The organism is Reyranella sp. (assembly GCF_004297405.1).
Lineage (GTDB): Bacteria > Pseudomonadota > Alphaproteobacteria > Reyranellales > Reyranellaceae > Reyranella.
This window is the reverse complement of record NZ_SCVC01000002.1, coordinates 35,247-55,549: the sequence shown is the minus strand read 5'-3', so window position 1 is coordinate 55,549 and position 20,303 is coordinate 35,247. Positions and strand designations below refer to the sequence as shown.

The 20,303-nt window shown below is 61.1% G+C and carries 21 protein-coding genes and 1 tRNA gene; 15 read left to right on the top strand and 7 right to left on the bottom strand.

All coding sequences use genetic code 11. The features are described 5' to 3' along the window. Positions 1-3 precede the first annotated feature (3 nt). The 12 genes from EPO50_RS00335 (at position 4) to EPO50_RS00280 (ending at position 7,439) form a co-directional block, all read left to right on the top strand. Positions 4-79 (top strand) — tRNA-Phe (locus EPO50_RS00335). A 53-nt stretch (positions 80-132) separates the two neighbouring features. Next, positions 133-723, top strand: coding sequence for a hypothetical protein (locus tag EPO50_RS00330; RefSeq protein WP_296340650.1), 591 nt, complete (start codon positions 133-135; stop codon positions 721-723). A 12-nt stretch (positions 724-735) separates the two neighbouring features. Then, complete coding sequence (locus tag EPO50_RS00325; RefSeq protein ID WP_296340649.1) at positions 736-1,089, top strand: hypothetical protein; 354 nt, start codon at positions 736-738, stop codon at positions 1,087-1,089. 69 nt (positions 1,090-1,158) lie between these two features. Next, positions 1,159-1,500, top strand: coding sequence for a hypothetical protein (locus tag EPO50_RS00320; RefSeq protein ID WP_296340648.1), 342 nt, complete (start codon positions 1,159-1,161; stop codon positions 1,498-1,500). A gap of 46 nt (positions 1,501-1,546) precedes the next feature. Then, entirely contained in the window at positions 1,547-2,530 is a 984-nt protein-coding gene (locus tag EPO50_RS00315) for a hypothetical protein (protein WP_296340647.1), read from the top strand. Beyond that, positions 2,523-3,674: a hypothetical protein gene (locus EPO50_RS00310; RefSeq protein WP_296340646.1), complete on the top strand. Its 1,152-nt coding sequence runs from the start codon at positions 2,523-2,525 to the stop codon at positions 3,672-3,674. The genes EPO50_RS00315 and EPO50_RS00310 overlap by 8 nt, the downstream gene beginning before the upstream one ends. Before the next feature lie 8 nt (positions 3,675-3,682). Then, the gene (locus tag EPO50_RS00305) at positions 3,683-4,153 is read left to right on the top strand and encodes a hypothetical protein (protein WP_296340645.1); all 471 of its coding nucleotides are present in this window, start codon (positions 3,683-3,685) and stop codon (positions 4,151-4,153) included. Continuing rightward, the gene (locus EPO50_RS00300) at positions 4,150-6,048 is read left to right on the top strand and encodes a hypothetical protein (protein WP_296340644.1); all 1,899 of its coding nucleotides are present in this window, start codon (positions 4,150-4,152) and stop codon (positions 6,046-6,048) included. Before EPO50_RS00305 ends, EPO50_RS00300 begins: the two co-directional genes overlap by 4 nt. Before the next feature lie 9 nt (positions 6,049-6,057). Continuing rightward, positions 6,058-6,237 carry a hypothetical protein gene (locus EPO50_RS00295; RefSeq protein WP_296340643.1) on the top strand — a complete coding sequence of 60 codons (180 nt, stop codon included), beginning with the start codon at positions 6,058-6,060 and terminating at the stop codon, positions 6,235-6,237. A 9-nt stretch (positions 6,238-6,246) separates the two neighbouring features. Further along, a complete protein-coding gene (locus EPO50_RS00290) occupies positions 6,247-6,381 on the top strand; it encodes a hypothetical protein (RefSeq protein WP_296340642.1) in 135 nt (44 codons plus the stop codon). A 6-nt stretch (positions 6,382-6,387) separates the two neighbouring features. Next, complete coding sequence (locus tag EPO50_RS00285; protein WP_296340641.1) at positions 6,388-6,783, top strand: hypothetical protein; 396 nt, start codon at positions 6,388-6,390, stop codon at positions 6,781-6,783. Positions 6,784-6,893: 110 nt separating this feature from the next. Then, a complete protein-coding gene (locus EPO50_RS00280) occupies positions 6,894-7,439 on the top strand; it encodes a hypothetical protein (RefSeq protein ID WP_296340640.1) in 546 nt (181 codons plus the stop codon). Between the two features lie 86 nt (positions 7,440-7,525). Here the strand turns inward: EPO50_RS00280 and EPO50_RS00275 are convergent, their stop codons facing one another. The 5 genes from EPO50_RS00275 to EPO50_RS00255 form a co-directional block, all read right to left on the bottom strand. Next, the gene (locus tag EPO50_RS00275; RefSeq protein WP_296340639.1) at positions 7,526-8,089 is read right to left on the bottom strand and encodes an alpha/beta family hydrolase; all 564 of its coding nucleotides are present in this window, start codon (positions 8,087-8,089) and stop codon (positions 7,526-7,528) included. Positions 8,090-8,175: 86 nt separating this feature from the next. Then, complete coding sequence (locus EPO50_RS00270) at positions 8,176-9,876, bottom strand: hypothetical protein (RefSeq protein ID WP_296340638.1); 1,701 nt, start codon at positions 9,874-9,876, stop codon at positions 8,176-8,178. A 653-nt stretch (positions 9,877-10,529) separates the two neighbouring features. Further along, positions 10,530-10,787, bottom strand: a complete 258-nt coding sequence (locus EPO50_RS00265) for a hypothetical protein (RefSeq protein WP_296340637.1) — start codon at positions 10,785-10,787, stop codon at positions 10,530-10,532. Positions 10,788-11,249: 462 nt separating this feature from the next. Then, positions 11,250-11,561 (bottom strand): hypothetical protein, encoded by a 312-nt coding sequence (locus EPO50_RS00260; protein ID WP_296340636.1) that lies wholly within the window; start codon positions 11,559-11,561, stop codon positions 11,250-11,252. A gap of 1 nt (position 11,562) precedes the next feature. Continuing rightward, entirely contained in the window at positions 11,563-12,600 is a 1,038-nt protein-coding gene (locus EPO50_RS00255; protein ID WP_296340635.1) for a fatty acid desaturase, read from the bottom strand. A gap of 251 nt (positions 12,601-12,851) precedes the next feature. Between EPO50_RS00255 and EPO50_RS00250 the strand changes: the two genes are divergently transcribed. After that, complete coding sequence (locus EPO50_RS00250; RefSeq protein ID WP_296340634.1) at positions 12,852-13,064, top strand: cold-shock protein; 213 nt, start codon at positions 12,852-12,854, stop codon at positions 13,062-13,064. A 117-nt stretch (positions 13,065-13,181) separates the two neighbouring features. Here EPO50_RS00250 and EPO50_RS00245 read toward each other — a convergent pair whose 3' ends face one another. Together EPO50_RS00245 and EPO50_RS00240 are read right to left on the bottom strand one after the other, a co-directional pair. Beyond that, positions 13,182-14,519, bottom strand: a complete 1,338-nt coding sequence (locus tag EPO50_RS00245) for a glycosyltransferase family 1 protein (protein WP_296340633.1) — start codon at positions 14,517-14,519, stop codon at positions 13,182-13,184. Between the two features lie 5 nt (positions 14,520-14,524). Beyond that, positions 14,525-15,781 carry a glycosyltransferase family 2 protein gene (locus EPO50_RS00240; protein ID WP_296340632.1) on the bottom strand — a complete coding sequence of 419 codons (1,257 nt, stop codon included), beginning with the start codon at positions 15,779-15,781 and terminating at the stop codon, positions 14,525-14,527. A 108-nt stretch (positions 15,782-15,889) separates the two neighbouring features. Here EPO50_RS00240 and EPO50_RS00235 point away from each other — a divergent pair, with 108 nt between their 5' ends. Both EPO50_RS00235 and EPO50_RS00230 read left to right on the top strand, forming a co-directional pair. Next, entirely contained in the window at positions 15,890-16,651 is a 762-nt protein-coding gene (locus EPO50_RS00235) for an aspartyl/asparaginyl beta-hydroxylase domain-containing protein (RefSeq protein WP_296340631.1), read from the top strand. 522 nt (positions 16,652-17,173) lie between these two features. Continuing rightward, positions 17,174-20,302: a right-handed parallel beta-helix repeat-containing protein gene (locus tag EPO50_RS00230; protein WP_296340630.1), complete on the top strand. Its 3,129-nt coding sequence runs from the start codon at positions 17,174-17,176 to the stop codon at positions 20,300-20,302. The last annotated feature ends 1 nt before the right edge of the window (position 20,303 follow it).

Here is a 20,303-nt window from a genome sequence, read left to right as displayed (position 1 = left end):
CGCGCCCAGGTAGCTCAGTTGGTAGAGCATGCGACTGAAAATCGCAGTGTCGGTGGTTCGATTCCGCCCCTGGGCACCATTGCCTTAAGTTCAAGCGGGCCAACGTTTTGGGACCCTCCCGTCAGCGACTTCTTGGCCCGCGAAATCGCGTTTTTTCCAAGATTGATCGCAGGTTTTTCCAAAATTTCGTTCTGTTCCTGTTCATGGGGGCCGAACAGGTCACTTTTGGGCCAGTGTGCGTCAGCCCAGGTCGGTCGCGTTGAGGTGCTCGATGCAACAGGTGCGCCGGAGGTGAAGCTTGAGGGCACCATCCCCGGTGGCAAGATCGTTGATACGGCCGTTCAAGGCGCGCTCACCATGCCGCTGACTGGCGCGACTTCCATGCCGGCGCTTATTGCTGGCGCTATGGGCGGCGCGGCTTCAGAGGCTGCAGGTCAGGCGACGGAAGGCTTACGAAATCCCGGCGCGTGTCGCTGGTGGTGTTGCGGGCGGCGCTGCCGGCATCGGCGGACCATGCTGGACGGAAAGACGGCGAAGGCCGCGAAAGCAACGGTGACGCCGTTCACCGAGTCCGGCCGTGATCGTCTTGTCGGCGAGACACTACGCAACCGCGCGGCCGATCCTGACACCACCATCAAGAGCATCGATGACTACACGATCGCGAGCGAGACGTTCCCGACGCAAACGCCGGACTTCCGCCTGCCGACCGGCAAGGCGTCCTGAGATCCCGGCCTGATGGCCGTGCAGGAAGTAGCGGAGGCCAAGGTTCCCGGCATGCGGGCGACCTACAACGACAACAACGCAGCGCTGACTGAATCGTTGGACCGGCTGGATGCCGGGATGGACCCCAAGGCTTTCGTGGCCGAGTTGGGTAAGCAGGATGCCGGCGCGGCCATGCGCACTCAGGCGGCGTTGATGGGCTTCCTCCGGGAGCTGACGCAGCGACGGCCGGCGAGGCCGTACAGGACACGCTTCGCAGGCGATACGAGGGCCTGGAGGCCGCGCGCTCGCGGGCCACACGGCCTCTCTATGACGAGGCGCGGTCGTTCCCAGATGACATCAGAATCATCCCGCTTTGGCAGCATGTGAATGAGGTCATCTCGACGACCAAGGGCGACGTGCAGGCAGCGGCGACCAAGGCTCGTGGTTTGTTGGTGAATGCCAAAGGAACCCGATTGGTCGGTCCCCGGTATGATGAACGCGAGGGATGCGCTGAATGACACGATCGGCTCCGCTCCGCAGGGCTCGCGACAGCAATCGGTGCTGATGGGTATCCGTGACCGTATCGACGACTCACTGTCAGCGGTTCCCGCAGAACGGCAGGCACGGCAGACCTACGCCGAGATGAACCGGCCGCTGGATGCGTTTAAGTCAGATATGGGCGCGCCGTTCGTCGAAGGCGTGGTGGAGAAGGACCGCTTTGGCGGCAAATTCATGCTGCCGACGAGCGGGTGCCCAGCCAGTTCTTCCGTTCAGGCGATGCAGGCGTGGCCACGATGAAGGAATTCCTGGCAGCCAACGACCCAACCAGAGTGCCATTGATGCCATGCGTAGCTTCGTCTCGGGCAAGGCGCGCGACGCCAAGGACATCAAGTCGTTTCTGCAGCAGAACCGCCCGGCCATCGAGGCGCTGGACCCCGCGCTCGCGTGCCAGATCGAGGCGGCGGCGACAACCAAGGGCAAGAGCGCTGGGTTCAAGGCGTCTCCCGCCGGCCGCTTTGTCGAGGGCGATCTGGGCGCGGCGGTGCGCAGCACGCTTGGGGCACCAGATAGTGCGAAGCGACTTCAGGCGCTCAGGATGAGCGTCGGCAGCAATCCCGAGGCCGTGAAGGACCTGCAAAAGGCGATCATCGACGATTTCCGCGCCAGCGCTCTTTCCAAGAGCGCCCAGGAGGCATCGGAAAATGCGCGCTTCAACACCGATAGCGCGGCCCGCTGGCTGGAGAGTAACCGCGGCGCCGCCGCCAATGTACTGACGCCGGATCAGGTGTCCGGCCTCGACGCTATCGTGAAAGCCTTCAAGGATCAGGCGCAGAGCATTCCGGGCCGCACGGGTTCGCCGACATTCGACCGGCTCGCCACTGAAAGCATCCTTGGCGCGCTGCTGTCGCCTCGCTTCACAGATGCGCCGCTCTTGCATCCGGTCAAGCGGGCGTTGGGGCTGGTCTACAGCGGGGCGGACAATGCGGTGAGCGACCGGCTATTCGAGGTCCTGCAGGACCTGCAATTGACCGCCGCCCTGATGAAGAAGGCGACGGACGAAGATTGCGGAGCCGCTGTTACGCCGCCTCGTGCGCAGCGCCGTGCCGGGAGTTACTTCAGCCGAGAGGGGGTCACAGTGACGCCACAACCGACCTTCCAGCGCGCATACAACCAGGTCCCGAGCCAACCGGAGAAGAACGCCGCGGCCACATACACCATGGCCGGCGCGGACGATCTGTTCTCGAAAATCAGGAATGTGACGGCGATGCCCAGCAGAGCCGAGACGGTTTGGACGAGCAGCCCCATAGGCGGATCATATCATGGCTGACATCACCCAATCCAACTGGGCGGAAGCCGACGACGACAACAACCAGCCGGCCTCGGACGGGGCGCCCGAGGGCATGCCGCTGGCCGGTCTTAACAATACACTCCGCATGGTCATGGGCGCGATCAAGCGCTGGTTCGGCTGGTCAATTCCCAAGATCACTACCGGGACCGGCACGGCCTATATCCTTAGCTATCCGGTGCCCGCCGCCGCCTTGATCGATGGGGAAGCCCGGCTGGTGCAGTTCCACACGGCCAATGGCGCTCCTGCGACGCTGAACGGAAACAGCCGCGGCGCTAAGCCTCTGCATTACTATGCCAACGGTGCATGGGGGGCGATCCCGGCGAACCTGCTCACCGCCGGCATGGTTGGCCACGTGTCCTACAATCAGGCCGACGGCGCCTATCGCATCATCAGTACATCGCGGTCCTGGTTGGATATTCTGACGACTCGCGGCGACCTCCTGACGCGCGATGCCAGTGGCTATGTTCGGCTGCCGTTGGGCGCGGCCGGCAAAGCCCTGGTGTCGAACGGCACAGACATCGTCTGGGGTGGCTTCGATACTGGCGACGTGAAGATTGCCTATCGATCGACAGAGCCCGCCGGCTCGCTGTTCATGAACGGCAAGACCATCGGCAACGCCAGCTCGGGCGCCACGGTGCGCGCAAATGCGGACACCGAGGAGCGGTTTACGCACCTCTGGAACGAAGATGCGACCAACACGCTGCTTGTGATCCAGACCGGCGCTGGAGCACCGACAACGCGCGGTCTCAATGCGGTGGCCGACTTCGCGGCCAACAAGCGCATGCCTCTGCCCGATCCCGAGGGCTGCACGTTCGCCGTTGCCGACAACATGGGCGGCGGTGCAACGGCCCGTCTGGGTTCGGGCGCGACTGGCGGATTCGGCGGAACGGTCACGCTCGGCAAGATCGGTGGCGAGAAGAGCCATCAGCTCACGGTTGCCGAAATGCCGGCGCATCGCCACTCACAGGTTCCTGGCGCCAATGGGCTCGGTTCTTCGGGTGACCCGGCGGCCTCGGCCGGCGGTAGTCTCATCCTCGGCGCCCCCACTGATTGGACGGGCGGCGACGGCACTCACAACAACGTCCAGCCGACCTTCGTCATCCACGCGTCCATCAAACTGTAAGTGAACCAATGACTGACATCTGCAACGTCAATGCGGTAACGCCCGAGTTCATCTCGCAGCTCAACGAGAACTTTTCGGCCATTGATGCCGAACTCGATGCGCTACTGAATCCCGTTCGGGATGTGGCGCACGGCGGGACGGGCGTTACTGGCTTTGGCATCGTGTCCACGAAAACCGTCAGTGGGACACTGATCGCTGCCCAGAGCTACCAGACTTTCACAAACGAGGGTGCTTCAGGGGCGGTGACACTCACGCTTCCCACGCCAATTGCTGGCCTCGAGTTTGGATTCGTCGTTGTGGTCGCTCAGTCTTTGGTCATCGACGTCGGCGGCTCGGTCGTCATTGCCTTGGGTGAAATCACCTCCAGCGCAGGCGGCAACGTATCCTCCAGTTCTCCCTATTCGGCACTCACATTGAAGGCCGTTTCTTCAACGCTTTGGGTTTCCGCTTCTCAGATTGGTTCATGGGCTCCAGCATGAAAATGATCTACATCGCCTCGCGCTTTCTCATCGCCTTTGGTCTGGCAATTCCCGTCGCGCATGCACAGACCGCATCAAGCTACTACACGGCTCCGTCGATTGCGGCGCTGAAGGGGCTGACCACTCGCCCTGCGGTGGTCGAGGTCGTGGGGGCGAATCCCGGAACCTTCAACTGGTCGACGTCGCCCTGTGGCGCGGCCGATGATATTTTTCAGGTAACGCCGACCTCCGGTCCGACCGGCTGCTACACCCGCATGGGGACGCCTTATGCGTTGGGCAAGAGCGGGACGGCAAATGGCGTGGCCGTCACCAATGGATCGGGCGTTCCGTCAATCTCTACGACGCTGCCGGCCATCACTGCCAACGCACCCCTTGTAACAGCGACCGGCACGACGACCCCGCGCAGCCTCGCGGATCGATTCAGCGAGATAATATCGCCGCTCGATTTCGGGTGTGTTGGTGATGGGACTACTGACGACTCGGCCTGCATGCAGGCAACGCTCAATGCGGCAGCAAATAAGAAAATTGCGCTAGGGCCGCGCCTCTACCGGATCTCAATGCCTCTCGCGACTTCCAACACCGTGACGATCGTCGGAAGCCAGGGGCCGGCGGGTATCTACTCTAGCTCTTGCGCAACCGGGCTCAAGGCCGGCGCAACGAACATGACGCTGCTGACGTTGACCGGCTGGAACAGTTCGGTGTCAAATGTTTGCTTCCAGATGGGTTCGGCCTTTAACGCCAACACTTCGGGTGCCGCGATGAAGTTTGGTGTCGGCGGTCAGTTCATAGCTGCCAACAACCAGATCAACTACCCGTTCGTGGGCATTGACGTGACGGGCAACGGCCCCAACCAAAATGTCGAAACGCTGCTGCAGGCCAACACTGTCTTCGCGCCCTCGGACGGCGGAAGCGCCTTTAGGATAGGAAACGACAGTACAAACGGGAACACCGTCAACACGCGCCTGTTCGATAACGCGTACGTGGGGGGAGGGACGAACACTGCTACAGGTGTGTTGTTCCTAGACGCCGGTGGTCCGTTCATGGCGACCAACGCGCCGTTCATAATGGGGACAGGTGTCAAGGTATTCCCCGGCTCTGGGCAGGTGGTCGGCTATCTTCTGGCCAGAGATATCATCGGCGACACCTCGTACGAGAATGAACTCCTGATTGATTCAAATGGCGGGGTAGTTAGGCAGCTTGATTTCGTCGGCGCATGGATGAGCGGTAACGGCGGTAGCTCGAACAAGACTGTACGTATCCTGAATAGCGCGAGCAGCAGCGGAGGGGTCGTCGAAAACATCGGCTTCACTGGTTCGCGATTCATCATCGGCTATGCCGCGGCTACCGTAAGTGTTGAGGGAGGTAGATACATTTCCTTCAATAGCAATCTGTTCTGCACCCCGTACAATGCCGGCGACACTCTCCTGACTCTCGGCGGCACGGCTCAATATATCACTGTAAACGGTAACCGCTTCACTAACTGTGAGAGCGGGCGGCATTTCACCGACATTAGGGTGAACGGCGCAAACATCGTCGATATCACGGCGAATATGTTCTCGGGTGCGGTTCCCATCCAGAGGAACTCTGGTGGAAGCACCATGATCCTTGCCAACAACATGGGGCTCGACAACTTAGCCCCGACTGTTGCCTCGGCCTCATCTATCACGCTTCCGTTCAACTCGGCGGTCATCATCACTGGGACCACGACAATTACCTCTATCGCGAACACTTGGAGCGAGCGAGTGGTCACAGTAACTGCCCTTACCTCTGGCGGCTTTTCGATCACTAATGGCGCGAACTCTACCTGCACTGCTGTGACCCTGTCGCAGTATCAATCGGCTATCCTTAAGTGGAATGCCGTTTTGACCTGCTGGCTCGTGATCGGGAAGACATAGGGTGCGCCCGTGAGCGAGGAGACGAAGAACAGTCTGGGCGTACAGGCTTACCGCTGGTGGATGGCCGTTGGCGTGGCCGCGACAGCTACGCTTGCCGGGCTGATCCTGAAGACCGTCAAGGAGACGGCCACGGACGTGACTGCGCTCAAGTCGGGCTTCGCCGCACTGACCACGACCCAGATCCACTAGGGCGCCTGGATGGATGCGACCGACCGCCGGAACGACCAGCAGGACGAGAAGATCGGTGACCTACAGCGGCTGCTCTATCGCATGACGCCGAGTGCCCCCAGCGCCAGCGAGGAACAAGAGCGCCAGCAGTGGCAGAGACGGTAGGAGCAGATGGAACCGCGAATTCTCCACTACGACGTGATGCGTTCGATGCAGTCGCTGGACGGCCGGGCCGGTATCAAATCCGATGACCGGGCGCTGGTGATGCTCATGGCGATTGCCGGTCAGGAGAGTGTTTGGGCGCATCGGCGCCAGATAGGCGGCCTGGCGCGCAGCTACTGGCAGTTTGAACGGGGCGGCGGCGTGACTGGCGTGCTGGGCCATCCTGCCACCAAGGACGCCATCGCGGCCATCTGCAAGCAACTCGATATCTCGTGCGACACAGCGACGGTCTACGAGGCCATGGCCTGGAACGACACGCTGGCGGCCTGCATGGCGCGTTTGCTGCTCTATAGCGATCCGCGAGCCCTTTCGGCGGTCGGCGATCAAAGGGGCGCCTGGGACTAGTACATTCGCAATTGGCGCCGCGGCAAACCGCATCCCCAGACTTGGCCGGCGCGTTACGCCACGGCCATGGAGATGGTCGGCCCAAAAACGGCAGCAAAGGCGGTGGCGTGATGCCCATTCCTCTCGTCGCTGCCGGTCTGGCTGGCGTCCTTGTCGAATCGCTGCCCTCAATCGCCTCGTGGATCTTTGGCAATAAAACCGGGAAGGCCGTCGAGGTCGTCACGGGAGCCGCCAAACAGGTGTTCGGGGCTGACGATCCGGCCGCCCTGGAGAAAGCGCTCGCGGCCGACCCAGCCAAGGCACTGGAATTCAAGCGCATCGTGATCGAGGCGGAGGGGCGCGAGCGTCAGCAGGCTATTGAAGAGCTGACGGTCAGGCTGCACGACGTGCAGAGCGCGCGCAGTCAGACCATCGAACTCGCAAGGGCCAATTCGCCGATCGCTTGGGGCTCCCCAGTGGTGTCCGTGTCGGCAATCCTGGTGTTCGCGGGCTTCGTGGCAATGCTGTTCTTCCGGGTGGTGCCAGAAGGGATGAAGGAAGCATTGTGTTGCTCGGCGGCTCTGCGGCGACTGGGTACGGTATGGTGCTGTCGTACTGGCTTGGCAGTTCTGCTGGGTCAGCAGCGAAGGACAATGCTTGCGGCAGATTGCCGGTAAGTGATGGCAAACCAAGTATTACCGCTGAATACATGTTCGCGATGCATGTGCGACCTTCTGGGACGAGCCTCACGTTAGGTGGAAGCTCAGTCGCGCCGTAGCACGTCCTGGCAGAATTCCAAAATGATACGAGCGACCGAATCCCAAGCATCGGAGCTGATGTTGAATTCGTGTTCAGCGTGCAGCAAGTGAACCCGCAGCGATGGCGAAAGGGCATAATCGCCAAAGATGTTTCGGCCGCCGTATTCGTCTTGGAGCCCTTGACAGATCAGCGTCGGCACGCGCAACTCGGCCAAGTGCAGGTAGCGTTCGGGCTGCGGCCCTTGCGCCGGATTGCGGAATGGATAGCCGAGACATACGATTGCGCTCACAGGATGCCGACTGGCATATAGCGTCGCGAGCCGGGCGCCCGACGATCGTCCCATCAAGATGAAGCTCCCGGCGTGCTCCTGCGCCGCCAGGTAAGCTTCGAGGTGCTCGGTGCGCCGCGAGAAGTCGTCCATGCGAAACGACTCGTGCGTCGGGTGATAAATTTCCTTCTGACCTATCCACTTTGAGAAAGAAGGGGAGAGGCGCCTTTGCAGTTCTCGATCGACATGGGCATCAGTCGGATAGCCGTCGCCAGACAGAAAGTAGATTGGACCGAACATGCACACCGCTTGGTAAGGTTACCGACATCCGGTCGCGCCATGCGCGTGAACAGCACCGTGGCGATCGAGAATTTGAACGCCTGCGCCTACTGCCTATCGAAGAGCGACACTGATGGATTGAGAAATTTCAACAGGCGTCGCCCTTGCCGGGCTAACAATGCATCTCGTTCGGCAAGAAGCGCGTCACGTTGAGCCGCGAGCGCATCCAACTCTTTGGCAAGGGCCTGATGCTCCGAAGCGACGGTGTCGTGCCGACCTAGCAAGGCGTCGCGTTCAACCGCCAGGACTTCACACTGGAATGCACGCGCGTCCCGCTCTTCGGCAATCGCCTGGCGTTCCGCGGCAACAGTATCTTTCTGACTTGCCAAGGTGTCGCGCGCAGCGATCAGAAGATCTCGTTGAGCGATAAGCGCGTCCCGCTCTTCAGCAAGAGTCTGTCGTTCCGCGGCCACTGCTTCGTGCTGCCCCGCCAAGGTATCACGTTCGGCAAGCAGCGCGTCACGTTGTGTGATAAGCGCATCCCGCTCTTCAGCAAGAGTCTGTCGTTCCGTGGCCACTGCTTCGTGCTGCCTCGCCAAGGTATCACGTTCGGCAAGCAGCGCGTCACGTTGTGCGATAAGCGCATCCCGCTCTTCGGCAAGAGTCTGTCGTTCCGCGGCCACTGCTTCGTGCTGCCCCGCCAAAGACTGGTGTTGAGCCTGCAGGGCGTCACTCTGAGCCACACGTGCGTCTCGTTCTTCAGCAAGAGCCTGGCGTTCTGAGGCGACGGCCTCGTGTTTACCTGCCAGGATGTCGTGCTCAACCACCAAGGCATCCCGCTGAGTTACAAGTGCGTCCTGCTGAGCTACAAGCGCGTCGCGCTCTTCGACAAGTTTCTGGTGTTCTGCGGAGAGGGTTTCGTATTCTCGCTCTTTGATGCGGCGACGCTGCACACGCTGCGCGTATCTATCCTTGAAGAGTGCCGTGAGATATCGGCCCTTCAGACCATACATCGACGCTATCTCATTGGCAGCGTAGTCGTAAAACTCTTCGACCGGATGAAAGAGCCACTCGCCCCACGGAGCGTCTTTCGAGGTAAACATCATCTCTTCGTCGAACTTCACGACCTTCAATCCAGGAACCTCATCCCTGATGGTATCGAATAGATCGGTCACGAAGCTATTGATCCTGGAAATGCTGGGCTCATGAATTTCGCTGAAGCCGTCGGCGCTAATAGTCAGTGAGCATGCACGACGTTGAAGAAACAGAACGTCGGCTCGCTTGACAAAGTCCAGGGAGAGCATCTGCTTCAGGCCGGCGATATAGATCTCTGTGTATCGAGGGCTAAGCGGACTCAGCCGAGACCATTCCGCGATCGGGAACTCGGGCGGCCATTCGATTTTCCCCTGGGTAACCATCCCCGATGCGAAGTCTGGGATGATACAGCCGTCCTTCTCGTAATAGTCCAACGGAAGGTCACTGGTAGGATCGATCATTATGATATCTGGCGCAAACTGGGCACTTATTTGAAGTGCCTGCTTCGTCAGTTCGTAATTCAATCGCTCGCTGACTTCGAATGAATCGGACTTGTACAGGCTGCGCCCGATGGCCGGTTGCGCGACCAAGCCCGGCACCGTGACGCGCCAAAGATGCTTATGCTCAGCAAGATTACCGAAGGCTTTGCAGATGTCATGAGTGAGACATCCGCCGAGGCTCAAGATTCGTGGTTTTCTGTGATCCGCCAGCCGCCGGCCGGGCAGTAGCCTCCCCGCACGGGAAATGGCAGACAATGCGATCTCGTTGCTCAAGAGAACTTGGTGTTGCAATTCACTAGACATCGTCTCGCACGTATTGGGCAGAGTGCAGTCAAACTGTATTGTTGCGTTTTCCCAACAGCAACTGTGAATTGTTCCATTTTAGATGTTCGCTCGCAGTGCGATCCTGGTGCCCGAGCGAGCAATACTAGAGTTCAGGCCGATGTGCCGGCGGCCCGAGCTCCTCACCGACGGGGTGAAGCCTTCCGGCGCGTCGAAAACGATCTCGCTCCGGCGCTTGCAAGTATCGCATCGGAAGGGGCAGGCTCGTACTTGCGATCGAGATCCTTGGCTGCCCATCGTCGCAGCGAGATAGAGCACTGACGGGTGACTAGCGACGATCTCCTTGTTCTTGAGAAGATCCCAGCCGGTACGCGGGCTGGAGGGCGTCACTCATGGCGGCAACCTAGGCAATCAGCAGCGCGGAGACTTCGCTAGATATCGCCTAATGACTATCCCGATTTGACCAACCGTCCGCCGCTGTCAGTGCTGTCTATGCCACAGGTTGCGCGCTTGTATTGTGTGTTGTGTCTTCACCCGCGGGACTTCGTGCTCCGGCGATCTTGCGTGTGTCCCTCAAGAAAGCTGTAGCAGGGCCCTTACCCAGATGGAGGATGGGCCCTGCTTTAGCTATTTCAATATAAGACCTACATGCACTCGAGCTGGACCTTCATCACGGTCTCAACACCCTTCATGACCTTCGGTGTCATCGTCGACGGGTCGGCTTGGGTGCCCTTAGCGAGCGCGGCGTTCGTCTTGTTCATCGCCTCAATTGCATTGGCGCGGTCTCCCCCGGAAACCTTGTCTGACATGCACTTGCAGATCTTTGCCGAGTCCGGGCCAGGCGTTCCGGCCTGGCATTCCTTAATGAAGTCATCCGCAGATGCGGTGAAGGACAAGCTCATCGCACAAGCAAGCGCAGCGAGGCCCGGAAGGCCCCTTGAAAACAAAGTCATTGATGCCCCAAAACTGCCCCGAATTGGTTCGGGGCGCGGCTGTCATAGAGCCATTATCTGGTCAGCGCCTTGTTTTTCTTCCTGCCAAGCCGCGTGTCGGCGCACCGTCGTGACGCGGTTAGTGCGAAGGGCTTCTGAGGCGGTGGCTTCTAACATTCAGCCCTGCCTCATCCCGAATCGACCGACCACCTGCTTGCAGTGCTGGCAACGCTAGGCCTTGGCTGCGCTGTTCGCGCGGAGCACCTAGGCTTCATCAGGCTTGCGTCGTAATTTGCCATCCACAGGCTGAATCGAGGTCTTTTTTCCAACTGCCGATGGGCTAAGCCCTTGTGAGCATGCGAGTAGAGAGCTTATGAAAATCGCAGTGTCGATGGTTCGATCCGGCCCCCGGGCACCATTCTCCTCGAACGTCTAGCGGCGGCGCCATTTCTGCCGGGGGGGCAGGCCAGCGGTTATGTCGACGTGAGCGGCTCCGCTGCCGTTGGCCAATCGTTTTCCACTGAAGCGCAGCGCGAGCGATAAACCGCCTTCGGTCTGCAAGACGAGGTCGGTGCGCCCGAAGGCGAGGTCGAGCGCCTCGGGGGGCATCTGCAATTCGCCGGAGCCTACGACTTCCTTGGTGTGAGAGACAAAGCCATCGATGTCATAGTCGACATGGCCGAAGCTCTGGCCGTCACTGCCGACCAGAGTGCCTTCGCCGCGCAGGGCTCCGAGATACTGCATTTCACTGTGCCTCAAGCAAGCGGTGGACGTCGCGAAAGCGCACCAGCCTGCCTGTGGCTTCGTCCCACAGGGTGAGCGACGGCGCACGCAGGCCCGCCATCAGGCTCAACGGACGCAACGGGTGAAGTGCCCGCACCGCGTCGTGGGCGGCTTGCAGTCGATAGCTCGGCACGCGCGGATTGAGATGGTGCACATGGTGAAATCCGATGTTGCCGGTCAGCCAGTGCAGGACACGCGGCAAGCCGAACCAGGACGAACCCTGCAGTGCGGCATCGACGAAGCTCCAGTTGTTCTTGGCCGTCCAGCGCGCCGTTTCGAAGCGGTGCTGCACCGAGAACAGCCAAACGCCTAGGATCGAGGCCACGATCATGATCGGCAAATGCACGACCAGCACCCGCTGCCAACCGAACGACACGGCGAGCGCGGTGAAGAGCAGGATCAGCGCAACGTTGGTGAAATGCACCGACCAGCGTTCACGCACCCAGGCGCGCGGCGTGTCGAACGGCACGCGGTAAAGCAGCACGAAGACCAGCGGCGGCAGCAGTACGTTGGCGATCAGGGGGTGACGCGGCACGCGGTAGAGCAGGCGCTGCCAGCGCGTCAGCGCGCGGTACTCGCGAACGGTCATGCACGCGGAGTAGATGTCGCTGCCACCGCCCTTGCCGCGGTCGAGATTGTTCCAATCGGCGTGATGCAGGCGATGCTGGCGCTGCCAGTTGGCGAACGGAGTCATCGTTATCAGGCTGCACAGCCTGCCGACCAGCGCGTTGGCCCGGTTCGACGAGAAGAACGAGCCGTGGCCGCAATCGTGCTGGACGATGAAGATGCGAATGAGCAGGGCACCTGCCGGCACGGCAAGTGCGAGAGTGAGCAGGTAGGAGATCGGGAAGACGAGATACATTGCCGCACAAGCAGCGACGAACGGACCGAATGACGTCACGAGTTGTAACGCCCCAGATCTGGTGGCTGGTTGTGCAAAGGCCGCCACCGCCTGTCGCACCTCGGTGCCCAGACGGGTCGATACCCGTTCGGCGGTCATAGAAGAGGGGCGTCCTTTTAAGAGAGGGGTGTCCTATGGATATGGTCCCCCAGGTGGCGTTCGACAATGGCCCTTGCAATCGGGGGGGGAAGCGCCCATATGAGCCGGGTCGATAGAAGGACAACATTATTGGCGATGCTCCAGACGAACGTCTGCGCCCCGCCGGCGACTTGCTCCCGAAACAAATGCGAATTCGACGGTCTGCCTCACTTTGGCGGGCCAGCATGACTATGCAGTGAAAGGGTTTTCCCATGTCTACGGGAACCGTGAAGTGGTTTAACGCAACCAAGGGCTTTGGCTTCATCCAGCCCGACGACGGCGGCAAGGATGCCTTCGTCCATATCAGCGCCGTCGAGCGCGCCGGCATCGGCAACCTGGCCGAAGGCCAGAAGGTCGAATTCGAGCTCGTCTCCGACCGCCGCAGCGGCAAGGTGTCGGCCGACAATCTCAAGCTGGTCGACTAATCGACTCCGCCGCCGGTAACGGCTGGCATTTCTTCGAACGTCAGGCCACGGATGTACTGGTAGGCGTAGAAGAAGGAGGGAGGCCCCGTGGCGAGAGCTGGCGGGGCCTTTGCTTTTTTAGGGATCGACGCCCAACAGGCCCGCGAGTCTGTCGGCCGTGTCGGACCAGGCGGGAAGGGGCGTTGCGGCTAGCCCCCCTATGATCCTTGCTCGCGCTCGCTCGAGGGCATCGCCATCGTTGGCCAGGGTGCGGATGGCGGCCGCAAGCGCGTCTGTATCGCCGCTTTCGACATAGTCAACGAGGTCCAGCCCGGCTTCCGGGATGCCGCCTACTCTTGCGGCAATGCAGGGTGTGCGGTGGGCCAGGCTTTCCTGAACGGCCAGACCCCATCCTTCGTCGAAGCTCGGCACGACGGTGAATCGAGCGCTTCGGTACAAGGCTGCGAGGTCGCCATCGGGAGCATCCTTGATCCATTTGACGCGGCTGGCGAGCCAAGGATCGTCCTTGAGGCGCTGGCGGATGGTTTCCGAACGCCAGCCGTCACGGCCAACCAGCACGCAAGGCAGCGCGCTTACGGCTTCCTCGGACCGCAGGCGACCGAGTGCATCGAACAATCCATCGAGATTCTTGCGTGGTTCGACGGTGCCGACATGCATCAGGAAGCGCTGTCGCTCCAACCCGTGTTTGGCAAGCACGCTATCGTCGTCCTGGATCGGCAATGGCTCCGGCCATCCCATCGGCATGGTGTCGATCGGACGACCGGACAGCCCTTGCTGGTCGAGGTAGCCAGCCAACTGGCCGCCGACATAGGTCGATGTCACTAGCCAATGATCGACGGCAGGCGCCAGGCTGCCGAACTGATCGAGGAACTGCTTGCCGTAGTGCGGGTGCGTCCACTGCGGATTCACGGCCGCAATGAGATCGTGGACGAGATGGATCAGCTTGGCGCCGCTGCGGCGCTTCAAGGTGATCAGCGCCGGCACATGGCCGCCATGACACCAGAAGTCGCCGAGGCCGACCAAGGCATCGTAGGCGTCATCGGGGGCAATCGTTCTCAGCTTAGACGCGCGGGCGGTCCAGCGTCCGGCACAGCGGCTCTCCCAGAAGCGCTCGGTGAAGCTGAAGCCCAGTGCGATGTAGGGCACATGGATCGAGTGCATCTCGTGCAGGAGGCGCATCGGCTCGGCGAGGCGCATGCTCTCGGCGAACAGGCCGCGCAAGCGGGCGATTGAAGCGCGACGCGTCGCGCGCGTGACCAGCCCCGCGATGATGTCCGGTTCGACGATATAGAACGTGTCCGATCCGATCGCGCGTGAAACCAGGGTCACGGCCGGGTTTCGGAGCAGCGCGGGTTGGCTGAGGATGCTCTCCATCACGCGCTGGATGCCCGACGGATTCGACAGGTAGGCGTACCACTGAACCAGTCCGGAGACATCGAACAGCGCGCGCCGCATGACGCCTAGTGTCCCTTCTTGGGCGTCCGCGCGAAGGGAATCGCGCGCACCAGATAACCGGCGATCAGCGCCTTGCCGGCGGTCGGCAAGAGCACGAGTTGCATCAGCCACTGAGCGACGACATCGCCCACGAAGGCAAGATTGATCGGCCTACCGAGTTGCCGTGCTGCCAGAGCCGCACCGATGGTGCGCAACACCACCAACAGCGCGACCGTGGCGACCCATCCCAGCGCGACGATGAGCGCCCATTCCGGCGCGACCAGCCAGCACACAGCGGCGATCGCCAGGATGGCAACCAGCACAACGGCAGCGCTCGAATAGAACAAGGTCAGGAAGGTGAAGGCAGTGGCCTGTGGCCAGCGCATGCTGTGCAGGAGTGTCCACGGCAGTTTGCGGAAAACCTGCGCCGTCCCCGTGCTCCATCTTTGCCGCTGCAATGCCAGCGCTTCGAAGTTGTCGGGCAGTTCACCTGCCGCCGAGACGTCGAGCAGCAGGCGACAGCGCCAGCCCAGTGCGAAGGAGCGGAAGCTCAGGTCCTGGTCCTCGGCCACGGAATCGCCGCGCCAGCCACCGGCCTGCTCGATCGCTTCGCGCCGCCACACGCCGCACGTGCCGTTGAACGGCATCGGCATGCCGGCCCAGTTGCGAGCCGCCTGCTCGAAACCCATCAGTGTGTCGAGTTCCATTGCCTGGGCGCGTGTCAACGCATTGCGCTCGCGGTTGCGGTAGCCCAGCCGCGCCTGCACGAAGGCCAGCCCGGGATCGGCCAGGAGAGCGGCCATTGTCTGGCGCAAGAAGGAAGGCAGGGGCCGATAGTCAGCGTCGAAGATCGCGAAGTATTGGGCTTCGCTTTGCTGCTGACCGGCCGCGAGCGCACCTGCTTTGAAGCTGTCGCGGTTGGGTCGCACGACATGGCTGATGGCGAAACCCTTGTGCCGCCATTCCTCGACTTTTTGTGCAACGATAGAAGAGGTCTCGTCGGTGCTGTCGTCGAGCACCATGATCTCCAGCCGATCGCGCGGCCAGTCGAGAGCGCAGAGCGAATCGATCGCTGCCCCGACGATCTTCGCTTCGTTGAAGATCGGAAGCTGCACGCAGACTACCGGCTCTTTGCCGCGAATGGCATCGATCTGACTATGCTCAGCCGGCTCCCGCAACGGGCGCCGATGGCTCCCGCGGAGATGGATGGCAATCAGGTAAAGGTCGGCCAAGACGAGCACGCCGATATAGAAGCATAAGATCAGGCCTGCTCCAGCCAGCACGGCGCCTAGCAACCGATCCTCTCATCCGCCAGCGCGGCAACCAGCGTTGCAATTCCCGGCAAAGTCACGTCCATTGGCTTCGAACTGTCTATTTTGAGAATCCAGCGGATGCAAGACTTACAGGCTTGGTTGGCAAAGATCGAAGCGGGTAATGCCGACTTTCGCCGCAAGATTGGTCCGGTGAAAGTCGGCCTGTTCCGGCTGGCCGCCTTCCTGCTGGCGGGGCCGCGTCTCACGGTCGCTGCCCTGTCGGGCCGCCTGCAAGCGACACGGCCCGGCGCCTTCCAATGGCCATGGGTGCCTCGTTGGCCGGGGCTTACGGCAAAGCCCATCCATGTCGATCGGGACCATGCCTGGACTCAGCGGGTCCGCGCCGCCCGGCACGAGATCCTGGCAGAAATGGACAGCGTACACGCCGGCTTCGCCCGTGCCCGCTACGACTCCGATGAGAATCCCAAGGAATGGAACACCTACTACTTCTTTCTCCAAGGTAAGCCGATCGATGAGCATCTGGAGGCCTGTCCGCGCACGGCAGCGATCTTGCGCACGTTGCCGCACAATGGCTTGCACGTGTGTTTCTCCGCGATCCAGCCTGGCGGCTCGCTCCAGCCTCACACCGGCCCGACAAACGCCAGCCTGACCGCCCATCTCGGCCTCAGGAACTGCGCCGGCACCAAGTTATGGGTTGGCGAGCAGGTGGCGGAGTATCGCGATGGTGAAGTGCTGGTCTTCGATGACAGCTTCGTGCACTGGGTCGAGAACAACGGCACTGCCGTTCGCTACACGTTGATGATCACCTTCTGGCATCCCAGCCTCACCTGGATCGAGCGCCTGTTCCTCTCGCATGTGCTGCGGTTGAACGCAGGCTGATCGCGTTCGCGCGCCTGCCCCATCTCGACGAGTCTCCTCGCAAAGGCGCGAGCAATTCTTCTCTACAGGTCAACCTGCATATTCGCAGACGTAACCTTTTAGAATAATTGCACGCTCTCGGCGTGGACAATAAATTTCCACCGAGCGGCTCACCTTGGTCACAGCTTAGTCACGCTAGCGCAATGGACCGTACGCTTCCGATCCTTCTAGTAGGGCGGGCGCTTGGTTGGACACCTTACGCATTTCTGCAGTGATGAGGTGAATCTCCGAAGGGAGTTTCTCCTCAGTCTCATACAGAAAACGCGTCCACCGGGCAGTTTACTTGGCTGATAGAGCCAAGCTCATCGCGTTCGTTGCATCTTAATTCAAGTCGGCGAGGCTAATGACTGTTTTCAATTCGGAATGCCGGCTGGGCGCAAGCTCGAGCCAGCAGTATCAAGTGTTGTGCAACTTTCAGACAGGGCGCGGTTCCGACCGGCATTGTCGTAGCATCGAGACTCTCGACGTCGTGGGAGGTTCGCTGTGACCGAACTTTCCACACTGCTCCAGGACGCATTCTCCAATGGCCGCGTGGTCACTGGGACTGATCGGACCTACACGGTCTCTGCGCCGATCGTCATCAATGTCACGAGCGACATGCAAGGGCCGGTGGGTATCGACCTCGGCGGGGCGATCATCACGTCCAACATCACGGATGGATCGCCCGTCATCCAGATCAACGTCGCTGCCGGCGTCGATCTATCCAATCTCAATCTGTCCAATTTCTTCCTCTACGGAAGCGGCAGCGACGGTGACGGCATCAAGATCGTCGTCGATGGCACGGACCGCAGCTTGAGCAATTGGCTTGTTAACGAAGTTACGATCCAGCATGTGGGCGGCGCCGGCCTCAACATGGTCGGCAATGTCAAGAACGGCACTGTGTTCAACAGCTGGATGCACGACAACGGCAATGGCGGTGCGCGCTTCGACAACGGTACCCAAGGCGGTGTCGTAAGCGACGTCGAATGGTCGGGCGGCGGCTTCCGCAAGAACGAGGTGGGCGGCCTCGTCCTCGATCATGGTGCGCAAGACGTATCGGTCGGCGGCGCCTACTTCGTCGAGAATCTAGCGCCGGGCATCGTTGCGCCTTCGGGAATCACCGCCGTCACCGCCAGTGGCTTCGAGAACAACGGCGGCACGGCCATAGAATTCAATGGCCATGGTGATTTCTGGGCCAACACGTTCTCTTCGCACGGTCCCCAAACGATGGGCATCAGCGGCACATTGTCGGGCTCTGCGAGCGTGCTGGGCAATATCAGCGAGTACTACGGTTCAGGCTCGGGCGGCGTGTCGCTCGCCGCTCTGCAAGGAAGTGGCAACGTTGCCGATGTCGGCGGCGGCATCTCTGCCGGCGGCAATGTCGATATCAACGGTCTCGGCACCGTGCCTAGCCAGGTCGTTATCGAGAAGCACGACTTCCAGATGCCGTCGGTAGAGCCGGTGACCGCAGCCATGTCGGCGCCGGTCGCGGACAGCCACAGCGGTCAAGAACTCGAAACCGTGCTCAGGGATGCCCTGGTTGGCAACCATATCGCCAACCTGGCGCCGAAGACGTATGTCGTGACGTCGCCAATCGTGATCAATCTCAACGATAGCTCGGCAAGCCCCAAGGGTATCGACTTGGGTGGCGCGACGATCGTCTCGCAGATCACCAACGGGGAACCGGTCATTCAGATCAATGTCGGACCAGACGTCGATCTGCGTTACCTGACGCTGTCGAACTTCACCATCCAGGGCAACGGCCAGGAAGGCGATGGCATCCAGATCGTGGCCGCCGGTCCTGACCGTTGGCTGTACAACTGGACCGTCAATGACGTGACTGTCAAAGACGTCGGCGGCATCGGTCTCGATGTCATCGGTAGCGTGTTCGAAGGCATGGTCTCCAATTCTTGGATGATCGGTAATGCCGAAGGGGGCGCACGGTTTGCACACAGCGCTGAGGAGGGCCAGGCAAGTGCGCTGCGCTGGTATGGTGGCGGTGCCCAAGACAACGGGGTGGCCGGCATCGTCTTGGCCAACGCTGCGCGCGATCTCACGGTCGATGGCGCCGACATATCCGGGAACCATGGTCCCGGCATCATGGCGCCATATGGCATCACCGCCGTCATGGACAGTCGATTCAGTGACAACCAAGGCGTTGGTGTGGTGTTCCAGAACTACGGGAACTTCATCAACAACGAGTTCACCACCTCTGGATCTCAGACCTACGGTCTCCAAGCCTGGCTGGACAACCCGGCGACGCTCATCAACAACACCAGCACCTATACGGGCGCTGGTGCGGATCCGACGGCGCTTGCAAATCTGCAGGGTATCGGCCAGCTCGGCATCTACGGCAACGAGAAGGTCATCGCCGGTCCATCAGTCGAGGTGATCGGGCTGAACGGCGCGATCACTCCGCATGCAGCCGGCTATCAGCCTGGCGGCTCCGTAGTGCAGCCGCCGGTGGTGCAGCCACCCGTCGTGGAGCCTCCGGTGGTTCAGCCGCCCGTGGTGGAGCCACCCGTCGTGGAGCCTCCAGTGGTGGTTCAGCCGCCTGTGGTGGAGCCGCCCGTCGTGGAGCCTCCGGTGGTGGTGCAGCCGCCTGTGGTGGAGCCGCCCGTCGTGGAGCCTCCGGTGGTGGTTCAGCCGCCCGTGGAGCCGCCCGTCGTGGAGCCTCCGGTGGTGGTGCAGCCGCCAGTGGTGCAGCCGCCAGTGGTGCAGCCGCCTGGTGATGGCGGGACAGATGTCGGTTCCGGTGGTGAAACCCCCGGCAATCACATCAATCTCGGATCGGGTGACGAAGTCCTGCAAGATTCGTTGGCGGACCTGGACGGCAGCATCATCTCCGGTTTCGGGCATGGCGACACGATCGACATTCTCGGTGCACTGGTCGGCCGCGACAATATCGGTGTCACCAAGGTGACCGATGGTGTCGTGATCAATGCGGGTGACTCGAGCTTTCAGCTCAATGGTGATTTCTCCAACGGCGATTTCATGTCCGTTGCGCGAGGCACCGAGGCGAACGCTCATACGCTTGTCACCTTCGAGAACTACCTGCCTGGCCTCCAGGAAGGTGTCGGTGTCGACCCGGCCTCGATCAACGGCGTCGGCAACGAAGCCTTCCTGACGGGCGATGGCGCCGTCCGGTTCAGCCTGGAGTTGAAGGGAACCGCTTCGAGCTACACCAACACGCTCGGAACCTACAAGATGGCCGAAGACGGGACGATCTCCGACGTGAATATCGTCTTTGCCAATACACAAGGCGTGACGCCGGGAACGACCGTCGACTTGGGCGTGGCATCCAGTAACGAGAAGATCGGCTTCTTCTTGATCCAGGATGGCTACGACACCTACGGGAACTTGCCTGACAATCTGTCGTTCGTGACGCCCGCCGGCGGCTCAGCGCCGGTGCTCCAGAGCGCCACTCTGGGGCAACTGAACGGTGCGACGGTGTTTCACTCGTTCTCGAACCTGAATCCTGCACAGGCCGAGTATGTCCTGACAGGTACCTCACCGGGTGGCCGGGAGTTGCTGATGGGCTTCGAGGATCAGCAGCACACGGTCGGAGATCACGACTTCCAGGATATCGTGATCAGCATCAAGACTGACAAGGACGGCCTGTTGCTCGTCTAAG